Genomic DNA, 20,137 nt, shown 5'->3' on the forward strand with positions numbered 1-20,137 from the left:
ACATGGAGCTTTCAATATGTATTCCCGTATTTAATTTTGATGTCCGTGAACTCGTCGTTGGGTTAAAAAAAGAAATTGATATCAATGGCATTGATGCGGAGATTATTTTGATTGATGACGCTTCAGAGACTTCTTTTAAACAAATTAACACTTCTCTTCAGGATCATGTTCATCATTTGATTTTTCTGGAAGAAAATATTGGAAGATCCAAAATCCGGAATCTTTTTCTTCAATATGTGCGAGGAAAATATCTTCTGTTTTTAGACTGTGATGTAAAGATTGACAGCAAAAAATTTCTTCAGAACTATTTGTGCCAACTAAAAAAGAAGCCGGATATAGAATTGATATACGGCAATTTTAAAATTGCATCTCAATACTCCAACACACTCAGAAACAGATACTCTGTGGAAAGAGAGGTTTTTTCGGGAGATCAGTCGGCTGATTTTTCACTGTTTAAAACCGTAAACTTTATCATCAAAAAAGAGGTTTTCGAGAAATTTCCTTTTAATGAAGAGCTGACGGAATATGGCTACGAAGATTTTATTTTTGCCAAGCTTCTTGAGCTGAATAAGGTAAAGTTTCTGGCGATTAATAATCCTGTTATTCATTTTGATGATACCAGTAATGAAGTTTTTCTAAGAAAAGCATCAATAGGTATGAATTCTTTGTGTAAGCTTTCAAAAGGCAGCCAAAATATTGCTTTTATAAAAGATATTAAGGTATATAGGGCGGCGATGAAATTAAGGCAATTAAAACTGGATTTTCTATTTCTTCTTATATATGGGATCTTTGAAAGAAAAATTAAAAAGAACCTTCTTTCGGAAAGCCCTCACATGAAGTGTTTTGATTTTTATAAACTGGGTGTATTGCTCAGGAAAATGAAATAACCTTTTATCCTTAAAACAAAAAAATCTCCCAGTTTCCTGAGAGATTTCTACTTTAAATAGTTTTATTTGTACTCAATATTAAATAAGAATCCATTGTCAATAGCTCCGTTTTTGTCTCTACATAAAATCTGCAAAGTATTATTGCTTAAAATGCCATAGCCAAAAGAAGGCAGGGTTGTAATGCTTGCATCCCCTTGCTGGGCTGTAATCTGTAGACTTTGGATCGTATTGATAGTATGGGGCAATGTAATGAGGTAGATTCCCTGGCTGTATCTCATTGACGTTAATCCATTTGTTCCATTAGTATATGTTCCATCTGCATTGATACTCAGCCTTCCGGTATTATATTCTTTCTTTAACTTTATAATGTTTTTTAAGTTTAAACTGGGCCTTAAAACTTCATCACTATAATAATTAAAATCAGTAATTTCAAAAGATTCTGAATTCCAGGGAATATGCCAGGCTGGTTTACCTGCTTCCGGAATAAAACTATTACCAGCGAGAAATCCATTACCTGTCATATTTAAAACCTGGTTTCCCTGGGCTTCTGCTGCTACCAGAATATTATAATAGGTGTGGTGGTCATTTGAAAGACGGTTAAAGGTATTCCCGGTTATATTATGTACTCCCTCTCTAAGATTGGTTATTTTTATATCAGCCTCTCCTTTATTACCTTCAAAATAATTATTAATTGCATTAAGGCCAACAGTTCCATTGGCAGCATTAAATACAATATCTAATGGATTGCCGGAATTTCCTTCAAATCCACAACTGTCAAATTTTACATTGTGACAGTTTTCTAAATAGACGCCAGAAACAGAGTTTGAGTGAAATCCACAACTGACAAAATTTATTAAATTCGGAGGAGTAAATCCTCCAGGTTGCATTGAGCCTTTTAATGCTGTTTTGCACCATCTTGCATTGACTCTGGTTAACATACCCAGGGCTACATCATTAAATTCTATTCCATTACTAAACCTAAAAGCATCAATGTCTTCCAATTCAACATAAACTGCTTTTTCAAATTTAAGACCGGTTCCACCGTTGCTAATTCCTATATCTGGTCTTACAATTGAAAATCCTTTCATTTTTACGAACTGAAATTCATTCATTCCTTTGAAGTAAATGGCTGTATTGCATTCATTATTATTTTCGCTTTTTATTATTGTTACACCAATACCTGCTCCTTCAATTTCATAACTTTTTAGATTATTTGTTTGGGATATGTCTATTGATATTTGATTAATAATTTTAATAACTCCACCTGGAAGCTTTAATTTTGCTCTAAGCTTGATTGCTATATCAATTGCTTTTTGTAAGGGTAAAGTATCATCAGCTTGGCCATCAGCTTTCAATCCTATTTTTTTAATATTAAAAGAATTGTTTGCAGTAAATTCCGTATCAACATAATACGTGTTATCCTTCTTTCTATATATGAAGCTGTCTAGCTTAGAATCATCCATTAAACTGCCATCATACCAATATGCAGTTTTTTTGAAATTTACATTCTCAAAAGTATGGCTATCTATTAAGCTTACTAAATCATCCATTGGATAATTACTTGTTGGTGAAAAAAAATCATCCGTGTAAATCATTTGTTTTTGTATTAATTGTTAAAATATTTATTTTAGTCCTTTAAGTTTAACTCAAAGGTAGTAGGGGATAGCGTCAAAAGTTGACGTATTATTTTAAAATTATCTGAAATAACCTTTATTTTAACAAGTGAAAACAAAATGTAAGAGTAAAAGAAAATTTTAGAGGGAAGGAATTCATCTCTATAGTGCATAAAAAAATCTCCCAGTTTCCTGAGAGATTTTGTGGGCCCTGAGGGATTCGAATTCTTTTAGTTTACAGACTGATATTTAATATTTTACATATTTTTTTGAATGGGGGTATGCCTATAAGTATGCCTTTTGAGGTCATTAATAATCTACAATAGTCCTTCATCATTAAAACTTGTATAATTCTCTTTCGTAATGATGATGCTATCAAGAAGAGCTATATCAAGTAGCTTACAAGCTGTATTAAGCTTCTTTACTATAGCTAAATCTGCATTACTTGGATTAAGATTGCCACCTGGGTGGTTATGTACTAATATTAATCCAGTTGCTAAACATTTCAAGGCTACTGATAAAATCAGTCTAATATCTACTAAGCTACTTGTAATACCTCCTTTGGATAGACTATAGAAGCCAATGACAGTATTTGAAGAATTTACGAAGAGTATTTTTACCTCTTCTTGCATTTCTATTATTCTATTATCCCAGATTGTCCTGATAATTTCTACTACATCACTACTCATAGTGAGCTTAGCCTCAGACATTTTGCAGGGATGGTATGTTACCTGTATCTCTGATACTGTTTTTTCTGTATTAATTTTTTTTTGGAGTATGTGAGGAAGCTTATTTCACATTTTTTGTAACCCCAAAATCATAAAACTTGTTTAGCACCTTTTTTTGATACATTAAGATAGTTACATCCTCTTCATCATGATAGGACAGTTTCAGAGTTACTGAGTTAGGAAAGTAGACTAATAATTCTGTTAGTCTATTTTTAAGATTCTCTACCCTATTCTCTTTGTATTTCAACTCAACCCTCATAAGCCTGTCAGCATTAAAGTATAAGAGTATCTGTTTAACTTTTAAGCCAAGAACTTCATTTATCTCTCCAAAGTATTCGTAAGATACTAAGGAGAGATTATTTTCGATAAACTCATAAGGTGGTACAGATATAATATCAAACTCAAAGTCATTATGTTCATCATCTAGCCTGAATTTTAGATACTTGTATATGTCATTCTTCATTTATTTTTAGATAGTTAAAGCTACCTTATTAGAGGTTGCTGATTGTTGTTTATCAAAAAGCTTATTAGTCGTATTCTGCAAGAACTGGTCTGTATTCTATAGCTTCTATACACCCACTTTTGATTTTAATTGAGAGATAATTTCCCTCAGCTTTATTAAAGCCAGGGATGAGGTTACCTGGGACTAAGATGTCACAATTAATCCAGTCATGAAATACCTTATTATCATCTTCAAGAATTTTATTAACATAAGATTTCTGATAAGCTTCATCATTAAATCTGCTGTATATCTCACAGATGTATAACTTACCTCTGTTCAGTTCCCAGGTTACAATACTGTTACTAAGGAAGAATGTAGAAGTAGTTATTATGGTAAACATGCTCTTTTTAAGGTTTTCACCAAAGTCAACATTACCTGTGGCACTGTAATAGTGAATAACTTCTAGTATCATGCTATCAGAACAATAAGCATGATAACACTAATCATACTTGTAATTAATGATAGCCTGGCATCAACTCTACCTGGGATGTATAATGGTGGTCTTCTAACTATATGATATTTGTACACATAGTTGTTAGCCATTACCATTGAAATCAGTAACCCTGCAACTATGAAGATTATTGCCCAATACCACTTGGAATAAAGAAACATTGTTATTGTGGGTGCTATTAAGCCTGTAAGAAAGAACCAAAGATTTAATAGTACTGTTTTTGTTCCTCTGTAGATAGTAGGAATATCTCCATCCTCCTCAGCAACATTTTTTGTTGCATTATGTAAGCTAAGGCTTAGAAAAACCAAAAAACAATAAACTAAGGACATATTATACTAATGCTTTTCATTGGAGTCTTTGGCTGTGCTGTTTGTATTGGTTTTCTTACCATGTTCATCATAAAATGCTATGTAGAGCTTGTTCTGTCTCTTGTTGTAATATCCAACAAGATGACTTTCTGAGCTTATTTCTTTATAATCTTCTGGTAAAACAACCTGTACAGGATAGTTGACGAGGTTATATCCTTCAATGTTTGACTCTTGGTAGAATTTAATGCCAAAGACTCCTAATAGTATACCTAATACAAATGTTATTGTGACTAGTAGTGATTTAAGTTTCATTTTTAATTAAGATTAAAAGTAGTTAGATGTATTGATGCTTATTCTGTAAAACTAGACCTGGAAATAATAAACACCTTATAGTTTAAATCATCAGTTTTTTCAAGGTTTTCCCCAAATATGAATACAAAGTCTGTTGTCTGCATAATGGTTATCATATTACCATTACCCTCAGTATGTTGCTTATACAGTTTTGCTCCCAGGTAATGGTAGGATTGTTCTATTAAACTTTCATACAAAGCTTCAGAATTGAACATATACTGAACAGCAATTTTTTCCTTTAACTCTTGAATATCTCCATAGAAAACCCCACTACCATCATTACCTTGACCAGGGAAGTAGTAAATTTCATCCTTACCATTAGTAAAGAGGTTATAAGTATTATTCTTACTTCTAAAATAATATCCTTTATTCAAAAGACTTTTAGAAACTCCTGAAAAAGTTGATGTTGTTTTAAGATGAACTAAGTAATCAAGACCTATACTCTTTGTATCATGTTTTGTTGAGGTCTTGACTGTTTGAGTCTTAGTCTTGCTTCTCACTTGACTTTTAAATGTTGTGGTTATACTTACTAGTACAGTAATTAAGAGTAAGGTTGTTCTCATAGTTAAAAATGTTTAGTTAAGGTTAGGCAAATATATATAATTATCAAAAATGATAACGATAATATTATCATTTTTGACCACTTTTGACATCAGTTATTGTGTTGATGGAAAAAGTAGACTTTCAAATAGCTTTAGGTAAGAGGATAAGACAGCTACGAGAAGAGAAAAAAATGTCTCAGGCTGAATTAGCCCTGTTATGCAATTTTGAGAAGTCTAATATGAATAGGATTGAAACAGGTAAGACCTGCCCCAGTAGTTTTACTTTATACAAGATTTCCATTAGCTTAGAGGTGAAACTCTCTGAAATCACAGATGTAATCGAGTAATTCAATCTCTCTACATACAAGGTCAAAAGTTACTGTAATCTTCTAGTAAGAGGTTACCTGGATGCTTCTGATATTATTTTCTATGACTTGTATAAGGACCAAGTATAAGTTGAAACTTTTAGCTATTAATAAAATCGTACCTAATCTTTAATTTCATTTAAAGCTAAAGTTACTTGGATATATTTAAAGGTAAGTATGAGGAAACAAGAAAAAATAAAGTAAAAGAAAAGGACAAAATTTACTCCCTTTCTTTAGAGTCTCCAGGTAAATTTTGTCCTGGAATAAGTCCCACTTTTTGTTTCTGTATATATACAATTTACAAAAACTGGGACTTATTGGATTTTTACTGAATAGTATTCAAAAGGTTACCTGGAGCTGTATAATTCTCTAAATAGTTATTGTGTGCTAGTTGTGAACTTTCATCAGGTGTGTACTCATACCTGTGATTCAGGGTAATAAGTTCTCCTGTTTCTTTGATAGTGTACTGGTAAGGTTCACATTCAACCTTGACAATATCTCCTTTCATCATAGTTCCTCGAAGACTTCTGCACACAGCTTCATCAAAGGTGGCAGGAATATAGCATTTTTTGGCAGAAGCATAATATTGACCTGTGGTCTGACTTTGTAAAAGTTCAATACCACTGTTAATTTCAAGAACACAGAATGTAGTTCCATCTTCTTTTTTTCTTTTGGTGTAATTCGTAATCGTTACCATAGTCTTTTTGATTTTGAGTTAATTGTTAATTATTGAAACAAGACACAAACCTTTACATCACCACTATTACCTGGGGTTTAAAGGTCTAATGCCTGTTGTCTCCTAATAGGTGGGGGTTATTCAGGAGTGTTATATTGTAAAAGAGAAAGATTGATACTCTACTTTAACTGCTCCAGGTTCAGTGTTGATGTGAGATGGGTAGAAATCAGTATAGGCAGGTGCAGTGAAAGCACATTCACAAGATAACACAGAGCTATCAAAAGTAAAGAAGTGAAATTGTAGTTACAATTGTTCACAGATGTAATAATTGACCTGTGGAAATTTCTGATCACTTGCAAGATGGGGAGGGGGATTTTCCTTTTTAAAATAAGTGCATCCCAATTATGCAGGTGTTGAACACAAGCATAATTTTTTTTGAAAAAAAAATAAAAATTAAATAAGTATTAATATCTTTGTAGATTAAGGAAATCAAAAAACTTTGGACTATAGGAAAAAATTTGAGACTATTTTAGCACAATATCAACAGCAAGGAGAACCTGTTTTTGTTGAATTTAGGCAATTAGTTGATTCTGTAAAATTCACAGAAAGAGCCACACATTCTATACATCCCTACACAGCAAAACTACTAGCTAATATTCCATATTTTTTTTTCAATAATTCTTACTTTATAAACCCAAAACATAAGATTTTAGATCCTTTTTGTGGATCAGGGACTGTTTTGTTAGAAGCAAAATTAGCTGGATTAAATTCATATGGAAGTGATGCTAATCCACTTGCAAGATTAATAACTAGAGTTAAGTGCAATAATTTTGATATTGTAAAAATTCAGAGTTATAAAGAAGAAATACAAAAAAAACTAAACGACAACGAAAAAGAAGAGGAAATTTCTTATAAAAATTTAAAATCTTTAGAATTCTGGTTTGAAAAACATATCCAACTTCAGCTAAAGTCAATTTATAATGCTATACTTCATATTTCAGATATTAAGTATAGAGAATTTTTCCTGCTCTGCTTTTCAAACTGTGTCAGAAAGGTTAGTAATGCTGATTCTAGAATTTCAGTTCCAGTTAAAATCAATCCAACAAGATATTCAGAGACATCACAACATAGAATAAAGTATGAAAAAAAATTAGAAGAGCTTAAAGTTGTTAATGTTACTGAAAAATATTTCGATATTGTTAATCAAAACATTAAAAGGGTTAAAAACAAAATCAATATAAATACCTCAAAGTATGTTGGTAAAGTGATTTCAAATGATTCTCGAAATTTATCAAATTTGAAAGATGAGTCTATAGATTTAATTCTTACTTCACCACCCTATGCTGGTGCACAAAAATACATAAGAGCATCTAGCCTAAACTTATATTGGTTAGGATATAACAACCTTAATGACCTAGATAAGGAGAACATTGGTAGAGAAAATTATAAAAAAGACGAATATAAAATACTTAGAAAAACAGGAATTAAAAACGCAGACTATTTATTACAGAAAATATTTGACATTAATCCTTTGAGAGCTTATATTGCAGCAAATTATTTACTTGAAATGACTGATGCATTACAAGAAAGTGCTAGAGTTTTAAAGAAAAACAGTCACTTAATTCTTATAGCATCAAATAATATGGTCTGTGGATTTGACTTTAAAACTCAAGAATATTTGAAAGATATTTTATTACAGCTTGGCTTTAGCATAGTTTGCGAAATGGTTGATGATATAAAATCATATGGTCTTATGACAAAAAGAAATAAAACAGCTAGTATAATTACCTGTGAACATATATTGATACTTAAAAAAAATGGATGATAAAAAAATAGAAGAACTTCTTCATAAAATAAAAATTTTTAACGAAACAGTATGGGAACACAAAGTTTCTAGAAAAAAAGTATTTAGTTGGCTTGGTAATTTCAAAGATGAAGAGAAAACAGATTTATTATTTTTACTATCACAGTTTATTTATTTCAGTAAATTTCAGATAGATAATATGCTACTTTCAATCCATAGAGATTTCTTTAAATACTCTATTGTTGAAGAATTTAGAGTGAACAATTTTGATACTTTAGATGAAACTTTAATTAAATCACACCTTGATGATGTTTTAAGCAAAACAAGATATGTTCCTATTGGAAATCCTTCAGAAAGTAGTGCTAAACTATACTATGATTTTAGAACAATAAACAATTTAAAGAAAAGACTCTTTATAGAACAATCAGAAATTAACAACTTAAAAGGAGAAGATATTGATTATTTTATTTTCATTGACGATGTTTGTGGTAGTGGAAGTCAAGTAAGCACTTATACAAGAACATCCATCACCAATATAAAAACAAATTTTCCAGATGCAAAAATAATTTATTATACTTTAGTAGCATCACAAAAAGGATTTGACTATGTAAAAAGTTTAAATTATTTTACATCTCAAAATTCTGTAATTTTCCTTGATGATACATATAAATGTTTTAGTCCAGATTCAAGATTCTTAAAGAACAATGATTTTGGCATTGATGTAGACAAGTTAAAAATAGTTTGCGAAAAATATGGATATGATCTTTTCAAATCTATATTGATAAGAGGAGGTGAAGATGAAAATCTTGCAGTTCACCACCAATTGGGGTTTAATGATGGACAATTAATGTTAGGGTTTCACCACAATACTCCTGATAATACATTGCCAATTTTCTGGTATAATGAAGACATGATATCTTGGAATCCAATATTTGAAAGAAAAAATAAAGTTTATTAAATAAATATGAATTCATATAACAATCCATTTGATAGGACTAAAGCAGTTGATTATTCAGATGACGAACTATTTAGTAACTGGGTAGACTTCCCCAACAGGGGCTTCAATAGTATTATTAAACCTACACTTGAAATGCCAATGATTATACTTGGTAGCAAGGGTAGTGGGAAAACTCATATTATGAAGCATTTTAGCTTCAAAATGCAGAAGTTAAGGAGCACAAATAATATTTGTGATACTATTATAAAGGAAGGGTATTTAGGTATTTATCTTCGATGTTCAGGTTTGAATGGATATAGATTTAGTGGAAGGAATGAAAGTGAAGAAACCTGGACTGATATTTTTTCATATTACTTAGAGCTGTGGTTGAGTCAATTATACCTCGATTCAATAATTGAATTAATTAAAACAAACCAACAACTTCACTCCTACGAAAAAAAAATTGTTGAGGAAATATACGACTTATTTAATGTTAGTAAAAAAGAGACTATAAATGATTTTGCTTCATTAAAAGCCTTTATAAATGTTCAACAAAGAAATATAGACCACGCCATAAATAATATTTCTCTCAGTTCACAGGGTATCAAAGAGCAATTAGTAATTTTAGTTAACCCAGGTGAACTTATATTTCAAATTCCCACTATAATTACTCGTATTTTACCAGATTTTTCAAAAATTAAGTCTGTATTTTTATTGGATGAATATGAAAATTTTTCAGCCAGTCAGCAAAAATATTTTAATACATTAATACGAGAAAGACAAGATCCTGTTTGCTTTAAAATAGGAGCAAGAAGATATGGCTTAAAAACTAAAATGACTTTAAGTGGAAATGAGGAAATAAAACTAGGATCAGAATATGAATTAATTGATTTAGATGAAGATTTTAGGAGAGATAAAAAGAACTACAAAGAGTTCTTAAAAAAGATATTTTTAAAAAGAATATCTAATGAATTTCCAGAAATCGAATTAGATATTACAAAACATTTTGAGTGCTCTAATTTTGATAATGCTATAGAATTAATAAATACGAAAAAAAAGCATATATCCAAATTTGAGTTGAAACTCACAAAATTGAAATTGACAAATATTACTGAAATAGTTAAAAATATTTCATGTGAAAAGAATCCTCTAGTTGAAAGATTAAATATCTATCTGATCTACAGAGGAATAAAAAACAAAGAAGATATCTTAAAATTATCAGAGGAATGTAAAATTTTTAAACAGGCATATCTAGAGGGTAAAGTGGTAGAACAATATGAGAAGATTTTGAAATATTACAAACAAGATCTAATTGACACACTGTATCGAGAAAATGGATTAAAAATAGATAATTACTGTGGCTTTGATAATTTAGTTAAGATATCAAATGGTATTCCAAGACACTTTTTAATTATCATGAAACATATCTACAGATGGGCTGATTTTTATGATGAAAGACAAGATACTATCAGTACTGAAATACAATTATTAGCAATCAAAGATACAGTACTTTGGTTTTTAGAGGATGCTAAATCTGGCACAAGCAATTTCAATTTTAAATATAGTATTGAAGGAATAGGCGATTATTTAAGAGAAGTAAGGTTTTCTGATCTTCCACCTGAATGTAGTATTTCAACTATTGAAGTAGAGGATTTTAAACTTTTTCCTCAGCTTGAGGAGATATTTTCTTTTTTTGAACAATATTCCTATTTTATAAAAATTGATGCAGGAAGAAGAAGTAAAAATTCAAACCAGAGAAATACAATGTACCAAATAAATGGACTGCTTGCTTGCTGGTATGAATTATCAATTTCTAGAAGAGGTATCTTTAAGGTTAATGAAGAAAATCTCAAAATAATTTTATCACCTCAAAATCAAATGGAATATAATAAAGTGCTTAAGCAAGAACTGTCTAAGTATAATACCCCATTTGCAAATGAAGATAATGGTGGTAAAAAAAACATTATTGAATCATTATTCTAATAAATTATGAATTATGAATTTTTTTATAAGAAAAAGTATGAAATTATTAGTGACAAAATTGATAATGATCATTTGTTAACAAATTATGACATACTTATTTCAGCATATAACTCAAGCACAAGAGTAAATTTTGTAATGGAAAACATTACAGCTCTTGAAAAACATATTTTCATCCTTTCAGAATACAATTTTTCTCAAGATGAAGTTGATCATCTAAATGGTAAATATCAAATTTTTGACATTAAAGAAACTGATGAAGCTGATGTTCTAGGTCAATATTTTCTAGAGTTTATACTTCCTAATAAAGGAAAAAAAATAATATTTGATCTAACAGGTTTTTTACGCCCTCATATAGTTTACTTTCTAAGATTATGTAAACAGTTTGATGTGCTAAAAATAGACTTTTTATATTCTGAGCCAAATAACTATAAGAAAAAAGAAAACACACAGTTTTCAATGGATTTTCAATATGTTAGAGATATAAAAGGATGTTCAGGCAGCCATAATCACGATACTTCCAATGATTTTCTTATAATTGGTTCAGGATATGATTATAGCTTGGTTATGAATATCGCTAAAGAAAAAAAGCAAACTAAAAAAGTACAAATACTTGGCTTTCCTTCGTTACAGGCAGACATGTTTCAACAAAATATATTGAAAGCATATCAAACAGAGGAGGAAATATATCCCAGTATAGAATTAGATTCAAAAGAAATTATTCTTGCACCAGCAAATGATCCTTTTATTACAGCTTCATTACTTAGTAAATTCATTAAAAAATCGAATAGTGATAACCTAATAACAAATTTGTACCTATGTCCTTTATCTACAAAAGCGCAAACATTAGGAATAGCATTATTTTTTGTTAGTGAATGTATTAACTCAAATGTAAGCGTAATTTTTCCTTTTTGTAATGGCTATGAAAAAGAAACCTCAGAAGGCATCTCAAGATTTTGGATTTATTCTGTAGAATTATAGTCACTTTTATAATAAAGTGACTATAAATATTAACTCAAAAACCAATGGTACTTATTATCACCATTGAGTGTTTTTTGGATGCCCTGAGTAAATTCAAAGGCATTCAAATTCCTGTCAAGGAATGTATCTATATAACTGCTCTTGTTTGCCTGTGTAAACAGATTATACACATTCCAGAGGTTAATATCCCCATCATCATTCCTACAAAAGCTTTCATCTTCGTAGTAGTCTTTTGCTACTGTATTAAGCTGACTGTCATTGAAGTTCAGACTTGGAATAACCAACTTTTCTTTTTTAGGTAAATGCTGATACAGCCTTGACCTACCTAAAAGTTGGGCGAATTGATGCTCTGTAATGTGGCTGTGAGATAGAGACTTCATAACCTCCAGGTGGCTTTGTGCATTGTAATTCTGAATAACAGCAGTAATTTTCTCTTGTAACTCATGATAATTTCCCACTCTCATTTCTTCAACAAAACCATCAGAACTTACACAAAGGTTACAACAAACCTTATTTTGAAAGCCAATGAAGAACTTAAATTTTTCAAAAGTTTTCTTATTATACAAATTCTCCAGATTATAACTTCTTACTCCTCCCAAAGTAAGAGCTAATTCATTACCATTGATAGTATCTACAATAGATGGTATTTGAATAATAAAAGCCATTCTTTCATAGTAAATGGTCTTCTCATGGTCTAATAATTCCTTAGCACTTTTATAGATAGCATCAGGAGTTCTGCCCTTAATTTGGTGTGATACTCTGATTTCAGGGTTGCTGATATTATGGTGAGGAAACAGCTTTAATACTGTATTCATAACAATCTCTATAAATTCCTGGTGAGCAATGGTCTTTTCATTATCCTTGCTGAACACAGGGATAATGCAGTCACTTTTAAGGTGGCTCAAATCTACCTGCAAGGTATTGGCTTCAATAAATGGCTTATGAATATAGGTAGAGCCTATTGTGCTAGTGACAGTACTGACTGCATTAGAAATCAAAAGAGGCTGAACAACTCTTGGTTCAACCTCCTTTATTTCATTCATTCTTCTTGGGTAAAACACCTCTGCATCTTGGATATTTACAGCCTCCAGGTTAAGGTGACTGCTTATTTGGGCATTGTGCAGTTCCATTACTGCTGTATTATCTATGTACTCCATTAGTTGAAAAGTTTTGAGGGTTGGACAATTTGATTAAAAATGATTTTCTGGCTTCATATTCTGATTTAAGCTGTTCCTGATAACCTGGATACTGTTTGTATAGAGACAAAAGTTCAGCCACAGTATTACAGTCTCCAATTTTACTAATCAGTTTACTAATCTCTTTAGGTTCCAGGTAATTCTGTGAAGCTTGTACAGAAGTTGCAACAGTTGCAGTTTCTGCAATTCCTGCATTACACCAGTCAAGAATCATTCTGCCAGTTTGAGAAGTAATAAGGAATTCAGGTTTGTTCATAAATAGTCCTGTTCTGTCTTTACTTGCTTTAGCCAAATGATTATCATTGACTAACTCGAAATTGACAGTAAGTTCATATTCAAAGCCATCTCTGGTGATTTCTTTAGTTCCATGTTTTACAACTTTTGTTTTACCATTAGAACCAATATCTAAAGAATAGTCCATCTTCCTTCTTGTAGTGGTAATGATATGACAGCTTGACTGTAATATCTTGTTGATGAACGCTTGATGTCTTGGAGTTACATTAGCCCAATCCTGAAACCTACCACCTAGTTTCTCATGGATTTCTAAGCATCCACCAGGGCCATTCCATTCATGGCTGGCTGAATCTATGATAATGACTTCTATTTCTGATTTTTCACATAGTTCAATAGCTTGTATGTATCTTTCAGGTGAATAGGGGGCTTGTAAGTCCAACACCTTATAGCTACCCAGGTCAGAATACAAGGAAGCTGAGGAGTTTTCTGTGTCTATGACTGCTATTTTACTCCAGTCCTGTGTCATTCCATAGGCTAATAATAAAGCTGATTTGGTCTTTCCAAACCCAGAAGCTCCAGATAATCCTAATCTGAGCTTTACTTGTTGTCTTTGTGACTGTTTTAATTGCATAATATTTGTATTTAAAATTGTTATGATTAATTTGTAACTTTTATAAGATTCTTTTTATAGAGTTCCTAAGGTGTAAACTTTAAAGTGTTTTTGCTGTGTTGCAAATAAAGAAGCCAACCTTACTGAATTGTAGGTTGGCTTAGTATAATGAAAACTAAAAAGTCCCTGTTTTTGTTTTTATATATATAGTCTCTACAAAAAGTAGGACTTATTCTTGAAGACGATTTAACATGTCAGCATAATATTCATCAGTAGTTTTATACTTGGAGCTATTATCTTCGACAGATTTTGGGATTTGTAAAATGAATTCTTCAACAACACTAGTGTAAACTTCATCAAAATCACTTGTTAATAACAGGTTAATTGTTGATGATTCAGGTAATTCAATGATTTTTTCTATGGTATGAATACCTTGATTCTTTCCATTTACCTTTACTTGATGAGTTTCATCAGATAAGATAAAGAAGTCATTAATGAGAGCTTTGTAGATAGATTCTATCTTCTTTTCTACATTATTTTTATTTACCAAGTTTCTTCTAAGAAGAAAAATATCATTCTGAAATAAAGAGTCTTCACCAAGAACAGTCATAATATTTTCTATTAGCTTGATGTCTTCAAGAGTTTTAAAATCATCAGATGGCTTAGTTGGCAAATACCTAAATTTGGGTGTTTTTGAACTTTCCTGTATTGCTTGAATCATCTTTTCTCTTAATGAGCCTAAATCTTGAAAAGCTTTTATTCTTGCCTTTTGCTTACCTGAATATTTAGAATTTGAAAAATCAAGAGAAGTTGCACTGACTATGCAGTCTAATAAGTATTCACTTCTAGTATAGTCAACATTGTTTTCAATTGGTAGTGTACTCCCATAACCTTGATAAAGCTTATGAATGAATAATAAAAATTGAATTTCAAATATTCTATTTGCTCCAGGTTTAATTGGGGAGTATTTATCAGATTTTTTTTCTTTTAACTGCATTTGGAAGTTGTTGAAAAACTCTCTTTTCAAGTCTTCATAAAACATACTGAAATTACTGTATATGTGTTTCATTCTAAAATACTCTATTCCAAAATGTTCATCAAAATATCTTGATAATTGTTGTTGAATCTTTCCTTCATCAAAAAGCAAAGAACCCTTTTCGTTTACTTCAGTAAGAGTACAGTTAATAAATTGATTAGTAAAAGCACAGTATGTAACATATGCTGATAGGTCTTCACCAAAGAATTTAATCTCATTAGCTAAATATTGTTCTCCTTTATTGAGTTTCCATATTTCAAATGGTGGATATTCAAGCCTAGGTAATGATGTGTTTCTTTTTGTTTTGTTTACTTCCAAATCCTCATTTACCACAAATCCATATAAAGTTTTATGATAAAAATTGTGAAGAATATCGTTCTGTTTGTTTAATGCAATATATTTTACTGGGCTTTTCTCTTCAGGATTGGTATGTTTAATTTTAGAGTAGTGCTCTTCAAATTTAGTTTTTTGCTCTTTGGACATTGCTGTTTTCTTCAAAGATTCAAAGTCAAACTCATCAGGTCTAGGAAGGATAATATGAATTTCTCCTTTTGTTCTCTGTCTTGCTAAAGCTTGGATTATATCATTTGTACCATTAGAGAAAATTCCATATAAATTCTTAAAAAACAGTCTTGCACCTCTAGGTGGCAGTATAATGATAAAGGAATGGTTATCCTTTTTTATACTAACTCCAGTCTTAAAGTTAGTACCTATATTACACATATCATTTTTGTACCTGTTTTTAGGTGGTTCATTTTCAGGTCTTTGATTGTAGAGTAATTCAGAGGTACAATCATTCAATGTCCCAAACCTATCTTTTAGTTTCTTTCCTATTCCATCCTTGTCCTTAATAATACTTTTTGCCAGACTCTTTGAATAAGAGAGAATGTCAATATTTCTATTTCTTTTTAATAGGTCATCTACCACATTTACAAGTTCATTGGTAGTTAATTTGAAATTATAGTCAGTAGAGTAATGAAGATATAGCTGGCTTTGTTTTTCAGGAAATATCCTCCTAACTGATTCTATGATTTGAATCTTCATGTCTGTTAGTTCAGCAAGATATTTTATTACAACCTTTGATGCTTCATTGTAGGTGGCACTTAAGATGATGTTTTTGTGTATTACATCTTTCCATTTCCACAGATAGAGCATGAACTCTTCCTTAAAGTTTTGGATTGAATCATGAATCTCATCATAAATAAAAAACACTTCAGAACTGTCGTTAACAGACTCACCAATTAGATTGTCAATGTAAAGCCTTTTAGCATCAGAGTTTTTAAAGCCATCTTCTCCTGGATTTCCAAGTAGGGTATTTACTGTAAGAACATGCACTCTTTTATTTTTGTAAGTCTCTTTTTTGTTCCTTCCTAGATTGGAATAGCTATAAATATCTTGGCTTGGCACGTTTCCTTCTTGATTTATATCTGTTACATACTGCTCTACTAAGCTTACAAAGGGTGTTGCTACAATAATTTTACTCTTGGGTTTAATCTCGTAGATAGCTTTAATAAGTTTTATAATAGCATAAGATTTTCCATACCCAACTGGGGCATTTACTACAACAGTGTTTTTTTCTGATATAGACATAGTGTCTTTCAGAGCATCAAAAATATATCCATCATCATTAGGTTCAATAATAACTTTGTTATCAACATCAAACCCTACAGAAATGAAGTCCTCAGGATTAATTTCTTTAAATTCAATGGGGAAATCTTGAAAGTGTTTGTTTGGTAGTTCCATATAGTAATTAACTGCCTTGTAAAAATAATACAAAGCAGTTAATATCATGTCATTTCAACTTAGAATTTAACTTACTCATCTGTTCTCCAATCTTCTTCTTAACCACCTTAGCATAATGCTGTTGAGTAATTCCTATCTCTGAATGCCCTAGCAACTCAGAAACTATTTCCATAGGAACATCATTGTAAAGTAGAATAGTGGAAGCAAAAGTCTTTCTAGCTATGTGGTGAGTAAGAGTTTTGTTGATGCCCATAATCTCTGCAATTTCCTTTAAATAAGAATTAAACTTCTGATTAGTAATTACAGGGAGAAGTTGAGTATCAGTTTTATACTTGCCTAAAATACTTTCAGCTTTGTATAGTAAAGGAATCTCATAATCCCTTTTAGTTTTCTGCCTGTGTATATGAATCCACTTGTTACTATCATAGCCTGTCTGAATATCACTTGCTTTAAGATTTGCCATCTCTGTATATGCTAGCCCTGTGTAGCAACAGAAAATAAACATATCAGCAACTTGCTGTAATCTTTCAGATGCAAACTGATGTTTCTCTAGTGCTTCCAGTTCCTCTTTAGATAAGAACACAACTTGTTTCTTAGGCTTCCTGTTCTTGTAGAGTAGAAAAGGGTCTTTAGCTAAGTAATCTAATCCTACAGCTAATTTTACTATCTGTTTGAATCTTTGTATAGTTTTATGAACAGTGTTCTGCTTAAACAGTTTTTCAGCCTTTAGATAGAACTCAAACTCAGTAATAAATGCCATAGTCATATCTTTCAGAAGATAATCAGACTTTTTGTACTGATGTTTTATGAAAGACTTTATATGGGTCTGTGTCTGATAAAACTTAGCTACAGATACTTTAGTGGTAGAAATACCTATCAGCTTTTCCTGTTTAGTGATATGAAGGTGAAACATTTCAGTAATTGATTTATCCTGCTTAATATTTTCTCCTTTGTATTGTCTGTAGATGTCATCTACATCAAAATCCTTTTCCTGAACTTGTAGGAATAAAAAAGCTTGATTAATGTCTTGTTTAATCAGGCTTAGTTGAGTGTTGATTTGTGTGTTTCCTTTATTGGGAGGATGGGCTTTCTGCTTGGAAGCATTCCAGTATTCTGGGTTGATAAATATCCCAGTTGAAAATGGTTTTCTTTGGCTGTCTAAAGTGATTCTACACTCAATAGGACAAAGCCCTTTTATGTTAGCTTTGTTTCTTCTTAGTAAAAATAGTATTGATAATTTCATAGTGTTAATGGGGATTTTAATGGGTAACCTAGATTAGAAATGGGTAACCTAATGGGTAACCTGAGTCTAATTTGTTTTGTGATTTTTGGAAGCAAATTTTTTCTCTTTTTAACTTTAATTTTAAGATAAAAATGAATGCAAACTGTTTAAAAACATAAATGGGTAACCTAGAATGAAAATGGGTAACCTAAAATTTTGCCTTAAAATTGAAAAATATTGAGATTTGAAAACTTAGGATTTACATGAGAATTACTGTAAACTCCCATGTATAGGAGAGAGTTGTATAAAACAAAAAAAATCTCCCAAAAAATTGAGAGATTTGTGGGCCCTGAGGGATTCGAACCCCCGACCCTCTGGGTGTAAACCAGATGCTCTGAACCAACTGAGCTAAGAGCCCTGAACTTTTTTTGAAAGGCTTCAGTTACCTTTGTGTGGGCCCTGAGGGATTCGAACCCCCGACCCTCTGGGTGTAAACCAGATGCTCTGAACCAACTGAGCTAAGAGCCCCTATACTTGTTTCCTCGTTTAGAGTGGTGCAAATATACGACTTATTTAGAAATCTCCAAATTTTTTTCTAAAAATTCTCCAACTACAAAGTTGCTTCCGCCGATAAAAATCATTTCTTCATTTGTACATCGCTCTTTTGCAGAAAGATAGGCTTCCTGTACAGAATTGAAAATTTTATAAAAAATTTTTGCTTCGCGAAGTAGATTTTCATAATCGTCCGGGTGTCTTCCCCTATTGATAGATGGTTTTGCAAAATAAAATTCAGAATTCTCGGGAAGTAAATCCATCACTTCATCTATCTTTTTATCGTTCACAAATCCCAAAATGACATGCTTATGCCTGTCTATAGAATTAAGTTGTGAAAAAACATACTCTAAACCGGCCTGATTATGTCCTGTATCACAAATAGTAAGCGGATTCTTTGAAAACTCAAACCAACGGCCAATGAAGCCTGTATTTTGATGAACACTCAGCAGGCCTTTCTCAATGGCTTCATCTGAAATTTTAATACTTAATTTTTTTAATTCTTCAATCATAGCCAATACCACACGGATGTTCTTCTGCTGATAATTTCCCTTTAAATCTGAGGTAAGGGTAGTAGGAAGTAATGTGGAGTCTATAAAATGAGCATTTTCCCGTGCCGCTTTTTCTCTGATGATATCTTTTACCAATTCGTTTTCATCGCCTGAAATAATGGGGGTATTGGGTTTGATAATCCCTGCTTTTTCTCCTGCAATCTCTTCAATAGTGTCTCCCAATATGTTTTGATGATCAAGCTGAACATTAGTGATAGCGGAAATCAGAGGGTTTATAATGTTTGTTGAATCCAGTCTTCCGCCTAATCCAACTTCAATAATGGCAAAATCTACCTGCTGCTGGGCAAAATACTCAAAAGCCATAATGGTGGTAAATTCAAAAAAAGAAGGAAGGATATTTTCAGGGAGCTTTTTAAGTTTTTGAATAAAATTAAAAACAAATTCCTGATCACAGTTTTTACCATTAATTTTGATACGTTCTGTAAAGTCGATAAGGTGGGGGGAATTGTATAAGCCAGTTGTATAGCCGGCCTCCTGCAGTACAGAAGCCAGCATATTGCTTGAAGATCCTTTTCCGTTGGTCCCTCCGATATGGATACATTTTAACTTCTCCTGAGGGTTTCCGAAAAAAGCGCAAAGTTTAATAATATTATCCAGTCCCGGTTTATAAGCTTTCTGCCCGTCTGTCTGATAGTTGGGCATCTGTATGAAAAGCCAGTCTATAGCTTCCTGGTATTGTTCATGTGTCATGGTGCAAAATTCTCAAAAGTTTTACTAAAATGAAACAATAATTTTTTCAATCTGTAACTTTTTTATATTTAGTTCGTCTAATAGGGAAAAATCTTAATATGAAATCGTTGTGATTTATAAATTACAATACTGATGAAGATGACACGATTCCATATGA

Annotated in this window: 19 protein-coding genes and 2 tRNA genes; 6 read left to right on the forward strand and 15 right to left on the reverse strand. The window is 31.5% G+C overall.

All coding sequences use genetic code 11. The features are described 5' to 3' along the window. Positions 1 to 2: 2 nt before the first annotated feature. Complete coding sequence (locus tag MP477_RS08815) at positions 3 to 887, forward strand: glycosyltransferase family 2 protein (protein ID WP_257190118.1); 885 nt, start codon at positions 3 to 5, stop codon at positions 885 to 887. A gap of 62 nt (positions 888 to 949) precedes the next feature. On the opposite strand, the gene MP477_RS08820 is transcribed toward MP477_RS08815, so the two are convergent. From MP477_RS08820 to MP477_RS08850, 7 genes are all read right to left on the reverse strand, one after another. Further along, complete coding sequence (locus MP477_RS08820) at positions 950 to 2,482, reverse strand: hypothetical protein (RefSeq protein WP_257190119.1); 1,533 nt, start codon at positions 2,480 to 2,482, stop codon at positions 950 to 952. A gap of 335 nt (positions 2,483 to 2,817) precedes the next feature. Continuing rightward, a complete protein-coding gene (locus MP477_RS08825; RefSeq protein WP_257190120.1) occupies positions 2,818 to 3,189 on the reverse strand; it encodes a JAB domain-containing protein in 372 nt (123 codons plus the stop codon). A 100-nt stretch (positions 3,190 to 3,289) separates the two neighbouring features. After that, the gene (locus tag MP477_RS08830) at positions 3,290 to 3,691 is read right to left on the reverse strand and encodes a hypothetical protein (protein WP_257190121.1); all 402 of its coding nucleotides are present in this window, start codon (positions 3,689 to 3,691) and stop codon (positions 3,290 to 3,292) included. A 64-nt stretch (positions 3,692 to 3,755) separates the two neighbouring features. After that, the gene (locus MP477_RS08835) at positions 3,756 to 4,070 is read right to left on the reverse strand and encodes a hypothetical protein (RefSeq protein ID WP_257190122.1); all 315 of its coding nucleotides are present in this window, start codon (positions 4,068 to 4,070) and stop codon (positions 3,756 to 3,758) included. 68 nt (positions 4,071 to 4,138) lie between these two features. Next, positions 4,139 to 4,510 carry a hypothetical protein gene (locus MP477_RS08840; RefSeq protein WP_257190123.1) on the reverse strand — a complete coding sequence of 124 codons (372 nt, stop codon included), beginning with the start codon at positions 4,508 to 4,510 and terminating at the stop codon, positions 4,139 to 4,141. Positions 4,511 to 4,516: 6 nt separating this feature from the next. Continuing rightward, the gene (locus MP477_RS08845; RefSeq protein WP_257190125.1) at positions 4,517 to 4,801 is read right to left on the reverse strand and encodes a hypothetical protein; all 285 of its coding nucleotides are present in this window, start codon (positions 4,799 to 4,801) and stop codon (positions 4,517 to 4,519) included. Between the two features lie 38 nt (positions 4,802 to 4,839). Continuing rightward, complete coding sequence (locus MP477_RS08850; protein WP_257190126.1) at positions 4,840 to 5,403, reverse strand: hypothetical protein; 564 nt, start codon at positions 5,401 to 5,403, stop codon at positions 4,840 to 4,842. Between the two features lie 104 nt (positions 5,404 to 5,507). Here MP477_RS08850 and MP477_RS08855 point away from each other — a divergent pair, with 104 nt between their 5' ends. Next, positions 5,508 to 5,729, forward strand: coding sequence for a helix-turn-helix domain-containing protein (locus MP477_RS08855; RefSeq protein ID WP_257190129.1), 222 nt, complete (start codon positions 5,508 to 5,510; stop codon positions 5,727 to 5,729). Between the two features lie 343 nt (positions 5,730 to 6,072). On the opposite strand, the gene MP477_RS08860 is transcribed toward MP477_RS08855, so the two are convergent. Continuing rightward, on the reverse strand, positions 6,073 to 6,444 hold the full coding sequence (locus MP477_RS08860) for a hypothetical protein (protein ID WP_257190130.1): 372 nt from the start codon (positions 6,442 to 6,444) through the stop codon (positions 6,073 to 6,075). A gap of 478 nt (positions 6,445 to 6,922) precedes the next feature. On the opposite strand from MP477_RS08860, the gene MP477_RS08865 reads away from it, so the two are divergent. From MP477_RS08865 to MP477_RS08880, 4 genes are read left to right on the forward strand one after another with little or no spacing between them, the layout of a single operon-like run. After that, entirely contained in the window at positions 6,923 to 8,248 is a 1,326-nt protein-coding gene (locus tag MP477_RS08865; RefSeq protein WP_257190131.1) for a hypothetical protein, read from the forward strand. Beyond that, positions 8,241 to 9,185: a hypothetical protein gene (locus MP477_RS08870; protein ID WP_257190132.1), complete on the forward strand. Its 945-nt coding sequence runs from the start codon at positions 8,241 to 8,243 to the stop codon at positions 9,183 to 9,185. The genes MP477_RS08865 and MP477_RS08870 overlap by 8 nt, the downstream gene beginning before the upstream one ends. 6 nt (positions 9,186 to 9,191) lie before the next feature. Then, complete coding sequence (locus MP477_RS08875; RefSeq protein ID WP_257190133.1) at positions 9,192 to 11,147, forward strand: hypothetical protein; 1,956 nt, start codon at positions 9,192 to 9,194, stop codon at positions 11,145 to 11,147. Positions 11,148 to 11,153: 6 nt separating this feature from the next. Continuing rightward, complete coding sequence (locus MP477_RS08880) at positions 11,154 to 12,125, forward strand: hypothetical protein (protein WP_257190134.1); 972 nt, start codon at positions 11,154 to 11,156, stop codon at positions 12,123 to 12,125. A gap of 29 nt (positions 12,126 to 12,154) precedes the next feature. Here the strand turns inward: MP477_RS08880 and MP477_RS08885 are convergent, their stop codons facing one another. The 7 genes from MP477_RS08885 to MP477_RS08915 form a co-directional block, all read right to left on the reverse strand. Then, complete coding sequence (locus MP477_RS08885; protein ID WP_373567415.1) at positions 12,155 to 13,282, reverse strand: DUF3871 family protein; 1,128 nt, start codon at positions 13,280 to 13,282, stop codon at positions 12,155 to 12,157. Further along, positions 13,266 to 14,186 carry an ATP-binding protein gene (locus tag MP477_RS08890; RefSeq protein WP_257190135.1) on the reverse strand — a complete coding sequence of 307 codons (921 nt, stop codon included), beginning with the start codon at positions 14,184 to 14,186 and terminating at the stop codon, positions 13,266 to 13,268. The genes MP477_RS08885 and MP477_RS08890 overlap by 17 nt, the downstream gene beginning before the upstream one ends. Before the next feature lie 208 nt (positions 14,187 to 14,394). Then, positions 14,395 to 16,944, reverse strand: a complete 2,550-nt coding sequence (locus MP477_RS08895; RefSeq protein ID WP_257190136.1) for a DEAD/DEAH box helicase family protein — start codon at positions 16,942 to 16,944, stop codon at positions 14,395 to 14,397. 49 nt (positions 16,945 to 16,993) lie between these two features. Then, positions 16,994 to 18,187 carry a site-specific integrase gene (locus MP477_RS08900; protein WP_306552734.1) on the reverse strand — a complete coding sequence of 398 codons (1,194 nt, stop codon included), beginning with the start codon at positions 18,185 to 18,187 and terminating at the stop codon, positions 16,994 to 16,996. 322 nt (positions 18,188 to 18,509) lie between these two features. Next, positions 18,510 to 18,584, reverse strand: a tRNA-Val gene (locus tag MP477_RS08905). A gap of 35 nt (positions 18,585 to 18,619) precedes the next feature. Further along, positions 18,620 to 18,694, reverse strand: a tRNA-Val gene (locus tag MP477_RS08910). A gap of 41 nt (positions 18,695 to 18,735) precedes the next feature. After that, the gene (locus MP477_RS08915) at positions 18,736 to 19,980 is read right to left on the reverse strand and encodes a folylpolyglutamate synthase/dihydrofolate synthase family protein (RefSeq protein WP_257190137.1); all 1,245 of its coding nucleotides are present in this window, start codon (positions 19,978 to 19,980) and stop codon (positions 18,736 to 18,738) included. Positions 19,981 to 20,137 lie beyond the last annotated feature (157 nt).

The sequence above is a fragment of the Chryseobacterium sp. WG23 genome, from assembly GCF_024586575.1.
Lineage (GTDB): Bacteria > Bacteroidota > Bacteroidia > Flavobacteriales > Weeksellaceae > Chryseobacterium.